Below are 12,346 nucleotides of genomic sequence, written 5' to 3' on the forward strand. Positions count from 1 at the left end.
GGCTTGGTTTCTCCCTCCCCCTCCCCCCCCCGCCCGCCCGCCCCCTCCCGCGCCCGCCCCCCCCCCCCCCCCGGCCCCCACAAACCGGGAGGTGGGGGGCGGTGGTCGTGCGAGCTCATGTGCCAGCGGCCCCGGGTGCGCTGCGCTTACCCGGGCTACGGGGCTACGGGGTTATCTGCTTGTTCGTTTGGCCTGCCGTCTAAATGAACGGCATTGCGCTTCAGTTGGCTTTTTGATTGTTTCACTCCGCTTTCCGCGCCCGGCAGGCTATCTTTGCCGCGGGTCGCTGGCGACCCATTCATTTCGCGGTGGTTCCGGCCTGGCGCGGTGCGCTTCCGGGACTGTTGGGTCTTTCAGGAGAGTGAAGTGGCAAATGTAGGGAAGCGGCGTCTGGGCAGTGTTGTGCGTGGCGTCGGTCGGGTCCTGTTGGCGTTGCTGTGTCTGTGCATAGGAATCTGGGGCGGGTTTGCGCTGTGGTACCAGTTCCCCGGCAATGTGGTGGCCAAGGTCGTGGCCATCCTGGTGTGGTGCGTGCCCAGCATCTGGGCGATCCGCGCGGGCTTCGGGCCGGTGCGGCGCTGGCATTCGCTGGCGGTGTTCGGGGCGCTGTTTGCGGTGATGCTGATCTGGTGGGCGACGATCGACCCGCAGCAGGACCGGGCGTGGGCCGATGACGTGGCGCAGCCGCTGCATGCGCGTATCGAAGGCGACCGCCTGATCATCGACAACGTGCGCAACTTCCATTGGCGGACCGAGACCGACTACGACGTGCGCTGGGAGGCGCGCGAGTACGATCTGTCGCAGGTGCAGTCGGTGGACATGATCCTGTCCTATTGGATGGGACCGGCGATTGCGCACACGCTGGTGTCGTTCGGTTTCGCCGATGGCCGCCAGCTGGTGTTCTCGCTGGAAATCCGCAAGGAGCAGGGCGAGTCGTTCTCGGCGCTGGGCGGGTTCTTCCGCAAGTTCGAGGCGGTGCTCGTGGCCTCGGACGAGCGCGACATCGTACTGACGCGCAGCAACGCGCGAGGCGAGGATGTCTATCTGTACCGCCTGCATGGACTCAGCCCGGACAAGATGCGCGATCTGTTGCGCTTCTACGTGGACCGCGGGCAGCTGCTGGAAAAGGAGCCGCGCTTCTACAACACGCTGACCAGCAACTGCACCACGGTGGTGTTCGAGCTGATGCGCCGCATCCAGCCGAATCTGCCGCTGGATTACCGCCTGCTGGCCTCCGGCTATCTGGCCGAATACGCCGCCGACGTCGGTGGGCTGACCCCGGGCGTGCCGCTGGCGACTCTGCAACAATCGGGGCGTATAACGCTGCGTGCACGCGAAGCGGGCGATGTGGCTGATTTCTCTTCCCGGATACGCGCTGGCGTACCTGGCATTCCCGCACCAGGAACCAACCCATGACCCACACCCCGCAGACATGGATACGCCGGTTGTTGTCGGTGGTCGCGGTACTGGCGCTGCTGCTCTCCAGCGGCTGCGCCATGGTGAAGATGAAAGCGGTGAGCAACACCGACTATGTGATGCTCAAGCGTGGCGACATCCTCAGCACCGGCAAGCTCAGCGCCTTGTCGCAGGAGTCGCTGTCTGTCATTGGCTTGACCGAAAGTGATTGCAGCAAGGATCTGCCCACCTGCCGGCAGACGGTCACCACCAATGACGGCCTGCAGTCCGAGCAGCGCCTGTCCACGCTGGCCGAGCTGTGGATGCAGGAAGCCCTGGCGCTCACCCCCAAGGCGAAGGGTAATGAGCCCATCGAGTTACCGGCGGCGGCCTTGAATGCCTGGCTGGAAACCGCGCGCTACTCTTATCTGTACCTGTTCTTCAGCGGTCGCAGCCCAGCCGAGCGCGCTTTGGAAGACCGGCTTACCCAGGTCCGTGATTACTACAACTACGCGACCGAGCAGGCCGCGTCGGTGGTGTTCCAGCGCACCCGTGCGCGGGCCTTGGAAGGCGAGGACATCAACCTGCCGGTGCGGGTGGACGAGTGGACCATCAGTGCGAAGTTCGACCAGCTCAAGCTCGAAGGCGTGCCCAGGCAGCTGGTGGCCGCGTCCTCGGTGAGTTTTGCCGGTTTGCGCAGTTCCTACCGTCGCGACGGTTTTGGCGCCGAGCTGGTGGCGATGATGGAAGCGCCAGCACTGGCGCAGGCGATTGAAGTTGAAGAGCGCAAGCAGGACCTGCCGGTCTACAGCGAGATGCCTGCGGTCAACGTGACCGCCGTGCTGAACTTCAGCGGCAATACGCTGGAAGAAATACTGGCAACCCGGCAGGTGCAGTTGGAGGCCTATTCGCCCGACCTCAGCAGCATCCAGATGCGCGGTCAAGAAGTGCCGCTGGCGGCCAACTTCACCGCTGCCTATGGCCTGTGGCTGGCCCAGTCCGGCTTCGCCACCGAGTCACTGCGCACCTTGTTCGGCCGTGGCGAGGGCATCCGCGAGCCGCATATCTACCTGATGCAGCCCTACGATCCGAACAAGCGCATCATCTTCATGTTGCACGGCCTGGCCAGCAGCCCGGAGGCCTGGGTGAACCTGGCCAACGAGATCATGGGCGACGAGGAAATGCGCGAGCATTACCAGGTGTGGTCGGTGTACTACCCGACCAATGCGCCGATCGCCTTGAACCGTTACACCATCAGCAAGGCCTTCAACAGCACGCTGCATCACTTCGATCCCAAGGGCACCGCGCCGGCATCGCACGACATGGTGTTCATCGGCCACAGCATGGGCGGCGTGATCGCACGCTTGATGCTCAGCGACTCCGGCGACGTGCTGTGGGAGAACACCCGCCAGCGCTACAACCTGCAGGGTGAGCGGCTGGCGCGGGTCGAAGCCAAACTCGGGCCGGTGCTGCACTTCACCCCGCAGCCGAATGTGGAGCGGGCGATCTTCCTGGCCTCACCGCACAAGGGCACGGATGCGGCTGGCAACCGCCTCGGCCGTTTGATCGGCAGGCTGGTGCGCTTACCGCTGACCATTCTTGGTGCCTTCGGCGACGCCTTCATGGCGCTGCAGGACCCGGGTGAAGCTGATGGCAAGAAGCCCAAGGAACCGGTGATCACCAACAGCATCGAGAACCTCAAGGCCAGCGATCCCTTCATCGAGGCGTCTTCGGCGCTGCCGATCCAGCCGGGCCTCAAATACCACTCCATCATCGCCAAGCGCAAAGCCGATGTGCCGACCGCCGAGTCCGACGATGGGCTGGTGCCGTACTGGAGTGCGCATCTGGATGGCGCGCTGTCGGAGAAAGTGATCGTGTCTGGCCACAGCGTGCAGGAAACGCCGGAAGCGGTACTGGAAGTGCGCCGCATCCTGCGCAAGGACCTGCTGGAAGTGGAAGGCGTGGACGCCGCGCACTGAGCCTGTGCCGGGCTGCGTGCAGCCCGGGCAATGGATCAAGCGGGAGATCCTCGCGCAGAGTTGCGACGCAGGAGATTGTTGAGCTGCGTGATCGAACGCTGCTCAGCTGATGCGGCGACCAACCACGGTTGCCAATCCGGCCAACAGCAGCGTCACCGCGAAGCACAGCAGGTAGCCGCTGGTTTCATTGCCGCCAACGGTTGCGGCGAACAGCGAGCCGGAGATCGCCAGCGTCGAGGCGACGGCGATGCCTTCGCTCAGCTGCAGTGCAGAGCTGTTGGCACCTTGCTCGTGCGGCGCTGACAGCGACAAGGTCAGCACCGACAGGCTGGGGTAGATCAGGCCCATGCCCAGCCCGGTCAGCGCCCAGCCGGCAAGCGCCAGCATCAAGGGCACGCCCGGATACAGCGTGAGCACGGAAATCAGCAGGCCTGCCAGCATCAGCCAAGTGCCGGCCTGCAGCATGTGCGTACGCCGCCAGCCGAAGTGCTGGTGGCCTTGCATCCATGAGCCCGAGAACCAGCCCAGCGCACCCAGGCTGAGCGCCGCGCCGGCCCACAGCGGCGACAGGTCGCGCTCGCGCTGCAGCAGCAGTGGCAGGAAGGCTTCGGCGCCAAAGAAGGCCGAGGCGGCAATGCCACGCAAGGCAATCACGCTGGGCAGGCCACGGCGCAGCAACAAGGTGCCGCTGGGCAACAGATGACGCGCGCAGAAAATCAACGCGACCACTGCCACCGTCATCACCGCCAGCGCCTGCGCACCTTGCAGCTGTCCGCCGACATACAACAACAGCGCGGCCAGCGCCGTGCCTATTGCCCAGCGCACCACCGGCCGTTGCTCGGCATCGCGGCGGATGCTGGTTTGGGTGCTGCGCAAGGCGGGCAACAACAACCAAGCTGCCGGTAAGGCCAGCACCGGGACGATAAGGAAGACCCAGCGCCAGCTCAGGTGCTGCACGATCAGGCCGCTCAGACCCGGGCCGATCAGCGAGGGCACCACCCAGCCAGCGGAGAAGGCGGCGAACACCTTGGGGCGCAGCGCTTCCGGATAGGTGCGCGCCACCAGCACATACAGCGACACCGAGATCGCACCGATACCGACACCCTGCAGCAGGCGGCCGACGATCAATACATCCATGCGCGGCGCCAAACCGGCCAGCAACAGGCCAATCAGGAAGCTGCCCAGGCCCAGCCACAACGGCCGCGCCGGGCCTTGCTGGTCACACATGCGGCCAGCCAGGGTCATGCCGATCACGCTGGTGGCCAGTGCGCCGCCGAAGGCCAGCGCGTACAGGCGCAGCCCGTCCAGAGCCTCGGCCACGCTGGGCATGGCGGCCGCCACGGCCAGCGCCTCGAAGGCGATCAGCGAGATCAGCGCGACCATGCCGAAGGTGGTGGCACGGTATTGCGGGGCGAGGATGGAGGTGCTGGCCGGTGGGGCCGAGGCGATGCTTTGGGAACTCATGATGCGACGCTGCTGCTTGAGTTGCGGCTGGGGGGCGTGCAGCATCACACCTCAACCATGGTTGAGGTCAAGTGATGTCCACGCGGGAATTGAGTGTAGGTGAAGTGGCCCGGCGCAGCGGTGTTGCGGTGTCGGCCTTGCACTTCTACGAGCGCAAGGGACTGATCCACAGCCAGCGCACGGCCGGTAACCAGCGAAGATTCCAGAGTGATGTGCTGCGGCGACTGGCGCTGATCCAGGCCGCACAGCGGGTGGGCATGCCGCTGCAGGCGGTGGCCGAGCGCCTGGCGGAACTGCCGGAAGGGCGCGCGCCCACAAAGGCTGACTGGGCGAAGATGTCGGCGCGCTGGCGCAAGGAACTGGACGAGCGCATCGCAACGCTGCAGTTCATGCGTGACCAGCTCAGCGACTGCATCGGTTGCGGCTGTCTGTCGCTCAAACGCTGCGGCTTGCTGAATCCGCAGGATGTGCTGGGGCAGCGCGGTGAAGGTCCGCAACGCGTCGGCTAGCGTTGCGAGCCGGGATCGGCAAGCTGCCGGGTATCGAACGACACGCCAGCAGCACTTGCAGCCCGGGCCACATCGCGTGGCCCGGATGGATCAGATTTCCGCTTCGATCGACGGCATCGCCAAGCGCGAGCGGGTCAGCACCATGCCGAGGTTGGCGGTGCGGCGGCAGACGAACACCATCACGTAGTCCGGGTAGCGCTTGCCGCGCATGAAGACATGGATCAGGTTTTCGCTGTTGACGATGATTTCCTGGAAGTAATGCGCGCCTTCCTGATCTTCAAGGCCGCGTGCGCGGCGGAACATCTGCTCGATGCTGCGGATGTTCGGGCCCTGATACAGGTCGGCGGTAGCGGCGGCGACCAGATCAAGCACTTCGCGCGGATGCGAGTCGACGGTGCGCACTGACAGCAGCATGCCGGAGCTGATATCGACGTAGCCGGCGGCCACGCATTCGGGGATGGAGGCGACGGATTGTTGCAGGGTGGTGTCGAGCGACATGGGGGATCCTTGCGGAAGGGGGAGAAAAAAAAGGAAAAGCGATGCCCGCAGGCCGCAGTGCGACCCGGCATCGCTCAGGGGGTGATCAGCCGCAGGCGCGGATCAGCAGGTTTTCTTCCAGTGCATGCAGCAGGTCTTCCTGCTCCTGCGACTGCACGAAGCCCGGGTCCAGCGTGCGCAGGCGGCGCAGTGCCTCATTGGCGGTCAGCCCTTCGCGTATCAACCAGCCCGCCAGCACCAAGCCGGTCCGGCCCAGCCCTGCCAGGCAATGCACGGCAACCACTTCGCCTTCGCGCAGCATCACCTCGATCTTGGCCAGCAGCAGCTTGGCCCACAGCAAAGGCGGTGCGCCGCGGTCGGCGATGCCCAGGTGATAGCTGCGCAGGCCATATGGAGCCAAGCGTTCGGCGGACATCTCGCGTTCGGTGAGGTTGACCAGCACGGTCACGCCCATGCCGCGCAACAGCGCCAGATCGTGATCGATAGCGAATACCACACCCGGCATCGGACAGCCGGCGAGCTTGCCCGGCACCAGCCAATGGAAGCCGTTGGGACCGCGCCGTGACGGCGTGGCGGAAAGACGGACCGGTGCTGGTGTAGACACTTGCAACGGACGAGGAATGGAAGTCTCGGCTGCAGCGGCGACAGGCCGGCTTGGTGCTTTTTCAGCGATGACAACCGGGGCCGGCGCAGCCACACCGTCGGCGAGGTCCTCGGCACGCGCATCCGGCGCCGGCACATGGCAACTGCCGGTGCGCAGGAACTGCGCCAGCACCGGGTGCTGCCCGCTATTGGCAAAGAAGGCGTCCACCGGTGCATCAACCTGCACATGGCCGCCGGCCAGTAGGATCACTCGCGACGCTATACGTCGGGCCTGGCCTTGATGGTGCAGGCTGACCAGGCAGCAGTGGTTGGCAGAAAGACGTTCGATCAGCTTGAGCACTGCTTCGGCGTCGGCGGGCTCCAGCTCGCTGGTCGGCTCGTCGATCAGCAGCAAGGCGCTACCGCTGAAGGCCGCGCGCAGGATGGCGACCTGGCGGGCGAGTCCGCGCGGTAGATCGATCACCCTGTGCTGCAGATGTGCGGCCACGGCAGTGGCGCCCAGCGCTTGCAGGCGCGTGTCGATATCTTCGCGTAGCGCCTGCTGCTTGTTGTCTGATTGCGCGCGCAGCGCGGCGCTGAAGTTTTCCAGCACGCTGAAGCCGAGTTCGCGTGCGTGTTGTTGCACCAAAACCGGCGGCTGGCTTGCCGCTTCCAGCGGCGCGCCCTGGAACAGCAACGTGCCCCAGCGTTCGCCATGGGCGTTGCTTTGCCCAGACAGCGCCTGCAGCAATGAGGATTTGCCGGTGCCACCTGGGCCCATCAGCACCACGATGCCGGTGCCGCTGATGCTCAGATCAATCGATGACAACACGGTGCGTTGGCCACGGCGCATGCCCCAGCCTTGCAGCTGCAGCAACGATGAGAGTGAGTTTTCAGCTGGCAAGGGACATCACTTTGTCCGACGCCGGCTGCATTTCTGCAACGTGCGCGGAATTGGAAAGGCGGCCAGTATCGTTTGCATCACTTGCATGTCAATTTGACTTTGCGACGTGCGTGGGCGCAGCGCATCAACATTGCACGCCGCGATGCAATGTCGGTCGCGATGTCATATCGAGTTGATTGGGAAAGGAAATACGCGCTTTTCCCTGGGCCATTTCGAAGCGGAATACGGCGCTGAAACAACAAACAAGACGATGCTTATTGTTTCAGCGGGATTCAGAAATTTCGCTCGAAGCGAACGTTTCCCGCGCCTGCGTCAGCGCTTATCTGCAGATCCACGCGCAGTTGATCGCGCGGATGCGCGTCGAGTACACCGATCAGATCGGTATAGGAACCGGTACGCACCGCACGCAAGTCAATCTGTTGGCGCTTGCCGGAAAGGTCGGTGGCGATGGCTTGTACCTTGCCATCGGCTGGCAGCTCTTCGCCCTGCTCCAGTTGTCGCAAGGCGACGACAAGCAGGGCGCGGTCGGCTTCGCGTTGCACCTGGTAGCTGCGGGCGACGGCGTCATTCATGGCCAGCGTTGGCAGCAGGTTGTAGTGCACGCGCAGCTTGCCGAGGTCGGCGTGACTGGGCTGCGCTTGTTGGATGACGGCTGCGCGCGGGGAGGGTTCTGCGGAGCAGGCGGCAAGGGTAAGCAGCAAGGTGGAGGACAGCGTTAGGGCGAACCGGGGCATGGTGTTGGTGTCCTTGGGCTGTGGTGTTGGTTGTTGGGGCTGCGCTCTAGGTGCTTAAAAGCTGCAAGGCTTCGCCTTGTTCCCCTTTCCCCAACCCGTCTCCCGCGAGGGGAGAGGGGCGATTCGAAGCAGACCTCCGCGAGTGCGGGCGGCTCGTGTACTTGGCTGAAGAAGCTATTCAATCGTTGGCTGCAGACAGTTCCTTGCCTCGCTTGGCTGCCGCATCAATGGCTTTCGCGGTCAGCGCTTCAAAGCCGCCGGCCTGGAAGGTTTCGATGGCTGCCTGGGTTGTGCCACCCGGCGAGGTTACGCGGCGGCGCAGTTCGGCTGGGGCTTCGCCGGCTTCGGTCAGCATGCGCGCGGCGCCGAGGACGGTGTCCAGTACCAGCGAGCGCGCCGCATCCGCAGGCAGGCCTTGTTCAAGCGCTGCCGCTTCCATCGCTTCGGCGAGCAGGAACACATAGGCCGGGCCGCTGCCGGAGACGGCGGTGACCGCATCCATCAGTCCTTCGCTCTCGATCCAGACGGTGCGGCCGGCGCTGGCCAGTACCTGTTCGGTCTGCGCGCGCTGGGCGGCGGAGACGCGTGGGTTGGCGAACAGGCCGGTGACGCCGGCACCGAGCAGGGCGGGGGTGTTGGGCATGGCGCGGACGATGGCCTGATCGCCACCCAGCCAGCGTTCGAGCTGCGCAGCGGTGATGCCGGCGGCGATCGAGGCGACCACCGGCTGCTGTGCGGCGGCGACGGGGCTCAAGGCCTCGCAGACGGTACGCATCACCTGCGGCTTGACCGCCATCAACCACAGCCCGGCATGAGCGGCGGCGGCTTCAGCCGCGTTGTAGGTATGCACGCCGAAGTCCTGCGCCAGTGCCTCGCGCAGGGCGGCGACCGGCTCGGCCACGTGGATGCGGCTGGCGGCCATGCCGCGTCGCAGCAAACCTGCAATCAGGCTGCGCGCCATGTTGCCGCCGCCGATGAAGGCGACATCAGTGTCGGGGAGCTGGGTGTCGGGGAGGTCTGCGTACGGGCTGCTGGTCATCAATGCAATCTCGGTGCGATCAAGGGGAAGGGCGTTGGCCGAACAAGGCGGTGCCGACCCGGACCATGGTCGAGCCGGCGGCGATGGCTTCGGCAAAGTCACTGCTCATGCCCATCGAAAGTGTATCGACCTGCGGGTGTTGCGCGGCCAGGTCGGTAAACAAGGCCTGCATCCGTGCGAACGCGGCTTGCCGTTTAGCTGCTTCAGGGAAGGGGGCAGGGATAGCCATCAGCCCGCGCAGGCAGAGCCGTGGCTCATTGGCAATGGCATCGGCGAGAGCGGCGACCTGCTCCGGGGCACAGCCGTGCTTGCTGTCCTCGTCGTCGATGTTGACCTGGATCAGCACGTTGAGGGGGGGCAAAGCGGCCGGGCGGTGCTTGGCCAGGGCGCTGACCAGCTTGGCCCGGTCCACCGTCTGCACCCAGTCGAACACCTGGGCGGCCAGCTCGGCCTTGTTGGACTGCAGGTGGCCAATCAGGTGCCACTCCAGGCCCAGTTCGGTCAGTTCGGTGATCTTGGCGGCTGCCTCCTGCACATAGTTTTCACCAAAGGCACGCTGTCCTTGGGCAGCCAGAGCGGCCACCGCAGCGGCCGGCTGCAGCTTGGACACGGCCAGCAGGCGGACTGCCCGGGAGGGGCTGGAAGCAGCGTCGATCTGCTGCCTGAGGGTGGCCAAAGACACGGTTTGCAAAGCATCTACCTCTTACGTGGGAAGGCTTATACTGCCTGCCAGGGGAAACACCTTACATATACTCGCAACGCAGGGGACAGAGCGCGTATGGACATCGCTGAACTTTTGGCGTTCTCGGTCAAGAACAAGGCCTCGGACTTACATCTTTCCGCCGGCCTGCCGCCGATGATCCGTGTGGACGGTGACGTCCGTCGCATCAACATCCCGGCCCTGGACCACAAACAAGTGCACGCGCTGGTGTACGACATCATGTCGGACAAGCAGCGGCGTGATTACGAAGAGTTCCTCGAGGTCGACTTCTCGTTCGAGATTCCCTCGCTGGCGCGCTTCCGTGTCAACGCGTTCAACCAGAACCGTGGTGCCGGTGCGGTGTTCCGTACCATTCCCTCGGAAGTGCTGACGCTGGAAGACCTGGCCTGCCCGCCGATCTTCCGTGAGCTGATCGAGCAGCCGCAGGGTCTGATCCTGGTCACCGGCCCGACCGGTTCGGGCAAGTCGACCACGCTGGCGGCGATGATCGACCACATCAACAAGAACGAATACGGTCACATCCTCACTGTCGAGGACCCGATCGAATTCGTGCACACCTCGCAGAAGTGCCTGATCAACCAGCGCGAAGTGCACCGCGACACGCACGGCTTCAACGAAGCCCTGCGCTCGGCCCTGCGTGAAGACCCGGACATCATCCTGGTCGGCGAATTGCGTGACCTTGAGACCATCCGCCTGGCACTGACCGCGGCAGAAACCGGTCACCTGGTGTTCGGCACCCTGCATACCAGCTCGGCGGCCAAGACCATCGACCGTATCATCGACGTGTTCCCGGCCGGCGAAAAGCCGATGGTGCGCTCGATGCTGTCCGAGTCGCTGCGTGCGGTGATTTCGCAGGCGCTGCTCAAGCGCGTTGGTGGCGGCCGTGTGGCCTCGCACGAAATCATGGTGGCAACACCGGCGATCCGTAACCTGATCCGCGAAGACAAGGTGGCGCAGATGTACTCGTCCATCCAGACCGGTCAGCAGGTGGGCATGCAGACGCTGGACCAGAACCTGCAGGATCTGGTCAAGCGCAGCCTGGTCACGCGCAACCAGGCCAAGGAATACGCCAAGGACAAGCGTCTGTTCGAGTAATTCCAGGTTTCGGGATTAGAGATTCGGAATTCGGGATTCGCAAAAGCCGGAATCGACGGGGCGCCGTGGAGTCATCCCACGCCCTGTCCCGGCTCTCCATCGGGAGCCAGACATGAGCACTATTGATTTCACCTCGTTCCTCAAGCTGATGGCGCACCAGAAGGCATCGGACCTTTTCATCACTGCCGGCATGCCGCCGTCGATGAAGGTCAATGGCAAGCTGTCGCCGATCACCCAGACACCGCTGACGGCACAGCAAAGCCGCGACATGGTGCTCAACGTGATGACGCCGTCGCAGCGCGAGGAGTTCGAAAAAACCCACGAATGCAACTTCGCCATCGGCGTCTCCGGCGTGGGCCGCTTCCGTGTGAGCTGCTTCTACCAGCGCAACCAGGTGGGCATGGTGCTGCGTCGCATCGAGACGCGCATTCCCACCGTGGAAGAGCTGAACCTGCCGCCGGTGGTCAAGACGCTGGCCATGACCAAGCGCGGCATCATCCTGTTCGTCGGCGCCACCGGTACCGGCAAGTCGACTTCGCTGGCCGCAATGATCGGTTACCGCAACCAGAACTCGACCGGCCACATCATCACCATCGAAGACCCGATCGAATTCGTGCACAAGCACGAAGGCTGCATCGTCACCCAGCGCGAAGTCGGCATCGACACCGACAGCTGGGAAGCAGCACTGAAGAACACGCTGCGACAGGCGCCGGACGTGATCATGATCGGCGAAATCCGTACGCGCGAAGGCATGGACCACGCGGTGGCATTTGCAGAAACCGGCCACCTGGTGCTGGCCACGCTGCACGCCAACAACGCCAACCAGGCGATGGACCGCATCATCAACTTCTTCCCGGAAGATCGCCGCAATCAGCTGCTGATGGATTTGTCGCTGAACCTGAAGGGCGTGGTCGCACAGCAGCTGGTGCCGACCCCGGACGGCAAGAGCCGCCGCGTGGCGATGGAAATCCTGCTGGGCACGCCGCTGGTGCAGGACTACATCCGCGATGGCGAAGTGCACAAGCTCAAGGAAGTGATGAAGGATTCCGTGCAGCTGGGCATGAAAACCTTCGATCAGAGCCTGTTCGAGCTGTACCAGGCCGGCGAGATCAGCTACGACGATGCTTTGCGCTACGCCGATTCGCAGAACGAAGTGCGCCTGCGCATCAAGCTGTCGCAGGGCGGCGATGCCAAGACCTTGTCGCAGGGTCTGGATGGCGTGGAGATTGCCGAAGTTCGTTGAGTCTGGCGGGTTTGGTTGTTTGAAAAGCCGCTCCTTTTGGGGCGGCTTTTTGTTTGGGGGTTGGGGGGGGGGGGCAAGATCAACATAATCAAAAAAACCACCCCGACCCACCCCAACAAGGCCGAACCCGACAGGGGGCGGCCTCGGCCGCGGCGCAGCCGAAGCGGCCGCCCAAATTTGGGC

The 12,346-nt window shown here is 64.2% G+C and carries 11 protein-coding genes; 5 read left to right on the forward strand and 6 right to left on the reverse strand.

The annotated features are described in order from the left end of the window. The first annotated feature begins 426 nt into the window (after positions 1–426). Both ACVOK8_RS18520 and ACVOK8_RS18525 read left to right on the forward strand, forming a co-directional pair. Positions 427–1,416, forward strand: a complete 990-nt coding sequence (locus tag ACVOK8_RS18520) for an Lnb N-terminal periplasmic domain-containing protein (protein ID WP_481568117.1) — start codon at positions 427–429, stop codon at positions 1,414–1,416. Next, positions 1,413–3,374 carry an esterase/lipase family protein gene (locus tag ACVOK8_RS18525; RefSeq protein WP_481568111.1) on the forward strand — a complete coding sequence of 654 codons (1,962 nt, stop codon included), beginning with the start codon at positions 1,413–1,415 and terminating at the stop codon, positions 3,372–3,374. Before ACVOK8_RS18520 ends, ACVOK8_RS18525 begins: the two co-directional genes overlap by 4 nt. Positions 3,375–3,476: 102 nt before the next feature. Here ACVOK8_RS18525 and ACVOK8_RS18530 read toward each other — a convergent pair whose 3' ends face one another. Beyond that, positions 3,477–4,838, reverse strand: coding sequence for an MFS transporter (locus tag ACVOK8_RS18530; protein ID WP_481568112.1), 1,362 nt, complete (start codon positions 4,836–4,838; stop codon positions 3,477–3,479). A gap of 74 nt (positions 4,839–4,912) precedes the next feature. Here ACVOK8_RS18530 and soxR point away from each other — a divergent pair, with 74 nt between their 5' ends. Further along, positions 4,913–5,347 carry a redox-sensitive transcriptional activator SoxR gene (gene soxR, locus ACVOK8_RS18535; protein WP_282268518.1) on the forward strand — a complete coding sequence of 145 codons (435 nt, stop codon included), beginning with the start codon at positions 4,913–4,915 and terminating at the stop codon, positions 5,345–5,347. Between the two features lie 90 nt (positions 5,348–5,437). Here soxR and ACVOK8_RS18540 read toward each other — a convergent pair whose 3' ends face one another. The 5 genes from ACVOK8_RS18540 to ACVOK8_RS18560 all read right to left on the reverse strand — a co-directional run bounded on the left by ACVOK8_RS18540 (position 5,438) and on the right by ACVOK8_RS18560 (position 9,786). Beyond that, positions 5,438–5,845: a hypothetical protein gene (locus tag ACVOK8_RS18540; protein ID WP_481549716.1), complete on the reverse strand. Its 408-nt coding sequence runs from the start codon at positions 5,843–5,845 to the stop codon at positions 5,438–5,440. 85 nt (positions 5,846–5,930) lie between these two features. Beyond that, a complete protein-coding gene (locus ACVOK8_RS18545; RefSeq protein WP_481568113.1) occupies positions 5,931–7,331 on the reverse strand; it encodes a phosphatase domain-containing putative toxin in 1,401 nt (466 codons plus the stop codon). Between the two features lie 272 nt (positions 7,332–7,603). Beyond that, positions 7,604–8,065, reverse strand: a complete 462-nt coding sequence (locus ACVOK8_RS18550) for a DUF4426 domain-containing protein (protein ID WP_481568114.1) — start codon at positions 8,063–8,065, stop codon at positions 7,604–7,606. A gap of 178 nt (positions 8,066–8,243) precedes the next feature. Next, on the reverse strand, positions 8,244–9,104 hold the full coding sequence (gene proC / locus ACVOK8_RS18555; protein WP_481568115.1) for a pyrroline-5-carboxylate reductase: 861 nt from the start codon (positions 9,102–9,104) through the stop codon (positions 8,244–8,246). Positions 9,105–9,123: 19 nt separating this feature from the next. Beyond that, positions 9,124–9,786, reverse strand: a complete 663-nt coding sequence (locus tag ACVOK8_RS18560; protein WP_481568116.1) for a YggS family pyridoxal phosphate-dependent enzyme — start codon at positions 9,784–9,786, stop codon at positions 9,124–9,126. Between the two features lie 96 nt (positions 9,787–9,882). Between ACVOK8_RS18560 and ACVOK8_RS18565 the strand changes: the two genes are divergently transcribed. Beyond that, positions 9,883–10,920, forward strand: a complete 1,038-nt coding sequence (locus ACVOK8_RS18565) for a type IV pilus twitching motility protein PilT (RefSeq protein WP_296251652.1) — start codon at positions 9,883–9,885, stop codon at positions 10,918–10,920. Positions 10,921–11,032: 112 nt separating this feature from the next. Continuing rightward, positions 11,033–12,163, forward strand: a complete 1,131-nt coding sequence (locus tag ACVOK8_RS18570; protein ID WP_481546265.1) for a PilT/PilU family type 4a pilus ATPase — start codon at positions 11,033–11,035, stop codon at positions 12,161–12,163. Positions 12,164–12,346 lie beyond the last annotated feature (183 nt).

This window comes from Stenotrophomonas sp. STEN083 (assembly GCF_056759195.1).

What these genes read in the sequence shown, in the direction of transcription:
- ACVOK8_RS18550 (WP_481568114.1), bottom strand. Translation starts at nt 8,065, where the DNA reads ATGCCCCGGTTCGCCCTAACGCTGTCCTCCACCTTGCTGCTTACCCTT.
- ACVOK8_RS18530 (WP_481568112.1), bottom strand. Translation starts at nt 4,838, where the DNA reads ATGAGTTCCCAAAGCATCGCCTCGGCCCCACCGGCCAGCACCTCCATC.
- ACVOK8_RS18570 (WP_481546265.1), top strand. Translation starts at nt 11,033, where the DNA reads ATGAGCACTATTGATTTCACCTCGTTCCTCAAGCTGATGGCGCACCAG.
- ACVOK8_RS18525 (WP_481568111.1), top strand. Translation starts at nt 1,413, where the DNA reads ATGACCCACACCCCGCAGACATGGATACGCCGGTTGTTGTCGGTGGTC.
- ACVOK8_RS18565 (WP_296251652.1), top strand. Translation starts at nt 9,883, where the DNA reads ATGGACATCGCTGAACTTTTGGCGTTCTCGGTCAAGAACAAGGCCTCG.
- soxR (WP_282268518.1), top strand. Translation starts at nt 4,913, where the DNA reads ATGTCCACGCGGGAATTGAGTGTAGGTGAAGTGGCCCGGCGCAGCGGT.
- proC (WP_481568115.1), bottom strand. Translation starts at nt 9,104, where the DNA reads ATGACCAGCAGCCCGTACGCAGACCTCCCCGACACCCAGCTCCCCGAC.
- ACVOK8_RS18540 (WP_481549716.1), bottom strand. Translation starts at nt 5,845, where the DNA reads ATGTCGCTCGACACCACCCTGCAACAATCCGTCGCCTCCATCCCCGAA.